Here is a 1,639-nt window from a genome sequence, read left to right as displayed (position 1 = left end):
AATAAACCCCGCTCCCCTTACCCGAACAGACCAAGGGCCGGTCCGAGCGTTATAGCCATGCTCAGCAGTCCACCGAGGATTAAAGCTGGAACCGCCTGCTTCTTCTCTATGCCGAAGACGTAAGCAGCAAGGGAGCCGGTCCAGACCCCCGTTCCGGGGAGGGGAACCGCAACGAATATCAGGAGCCCCCAGAAGCCCCACTTTTCAACGTAGGGGTGGGTTTTTCTCCTCACCCTCTCAATGTAAGTCATGTACAGGCGGGCGATCTTCCCCAGGGAAGTGCCCTCGAGCCAGAGCATCAGCCTGTCTATGTAGGGAAGCAGAGGGGGTAGTATGAAGGAGAGAAAGAGGACGCCGAGGGAAGCCGCTAAGAGCGTCCTCCATAGAGGGTAGCCCCTTCCTATGCCGTAGACTATGGCATACCTTCCCTCGAATGTCGGAACCAGAGAGAGGAGGAAAATCTGCAGAAGCTCATTCAACGTCCAACACCCCCAGCCTGAGCTTTCTCACAACGACCCTGTAAAGTGGCAACCACCAGTCCTTGGTCAGCTCGACGAGCAGGCCTGCCCAGGGGCCAAGGAAGAGGGCGAAGAGGACGTCGCTGAACCAGTGGACATGGAGGAGGAGCCTCGTAAGGGCTATCACAACCGCCCATCCCCACCAGAAGGGCCAGAGTTTCCTCCATCGTTTGCTCAGGAAGTATGCCAGCACAGCAGCCCTCGCCGTGTGGCCCGACGGGAAGGCAAAGTAGTCGGCGTTCTTTATTGACTCGAGCAAACCCCAGTTAACATGAGCCTCTCCGGGCCGGGGAGCCCCAACAAGAACCTTCAACAGGCCCACTATAACCATGGAGACCACAATACCCACGGTTAGTTCAAGGGTGAACGCCCTTAGCTTCCCTGCCTCTTTGAAGTCCCACAGGGCGAAGAGGATGAGGTATATGGCAGTGAGGGCAAAGCTCGCCGTGTCCGTGAGGAGACCGATAAAGGAACCACCTCTAGGGAGGGTGGAGTTGATGGCATTGTCTATACCGCTGAAAGCCCCCGTTATTTGAAGGGTGAGCAGTAGGGCCAAAATCCCCGTTAAAACCAACAGTGTTTTGTATTCAACTTCCTTATTCATCCTTCCTTCCCTCCTTGATTACAACAGCCGCAAAGAACAGTGCTATTATCAGGAACTCCAGCGAGTTCGATATGAGCTCCACTGTGTTGGTCTCCAAGTTGGGGAACACAACGTCTATATGCTCAGCGAATTCCTTCACCGCATAGAGCAGGAACGCAAGGGAAACTATAAGGAACTTCCTGAGCCTCGTTCTTTGATACGCGATAAGAGATGCCCCGGTGAGGATGAGCGAGAAAGTGACAATACCCAGGCTCAGGAGTTGGTCTATGTCCAGCATCTTAAACTCCCTCCTCAAAGTCCATGAATATGTCCACTATCCTATCGGCCCACCTATCGAATAAGCTCGGATGATAGTTCTGGATAAGCTTAACAAACAGCTCAACATCTCCCGTAAAATAGTACTTTACAAACTTCCCGTCTTTTACGCTCCGGACGAGATTCAGCTCCTTCAGCTTGCTAATGTAGTAACTCACAGTGGGTGGCGAGAGACCTAACTCACTGCAGAGCTCCTTTTGAG

The 1,639-nt window shown here is 53.3% G+C and carries 4 protein-coding genes; all 4 read right to left on the bottom strand.

All coding sequences use genetic code 11. The annotated features are described in order from the left end of the window. Positions 1 to 17: 17 nt before the first annotated feature. Complete coding sequence (locus MVD07_RS07845; RefSeq protein WP_297500491.1) at positions 18 to 479, bottom strand: COG2426 family protein; 462 nt, start codon at positions 477 to 479, stop codon at positions 18 to 20. After that, positions 472 to 1,122, bottom strand: a complete 651-nt coding sequence (locus MVD07_RS07840; protein ID WP_297500488.1) for a phosphatase PAP2 family protein — start codon at positions 1,120 to 1,122, stop codon at positions 472 to 474. Before MVD07_RS07840 ends, MVD07_RS07845 begins: the two co-directional genes overlap by 8 nt. Then, positions 1,115 to 1,399, bottom strand: coding sequence for a hypothetical protein (locus tag MVD07_RS07835; protein WP_297500485.1), 285 nt, complete (start codon positions 1,397 to 1,399; stop codon positions 1,115 to 1,117). The genes MVD07_RS07840 and MVD07_RS07835 overlap by 8 nt, the downstream gene beginning before the upstream one ends. 1 nt (position 1,400) lies before the next feature. Next, the coding region (locus MVD07_RS07830) for a helix-turn-helix domain-containing protein (protein WP_297500483.1) at positions 1,401 to 1,639 on the bottom strand (239 nt) is incomplete at its 5' end.

Origin of the sequence: Thermococcus sp., from assembly GCF_027008145.1 — an archaeon.
Lineage (GTDB): Archaea > Methanobacteriota_B > Thermococci > Thermococcales > Thermococcaceae > Thermococcus.
Note: the sequence above shows the minus strand (reverse complement) of the source record. Positions and strands in the feature narration are given on the sequence as shown.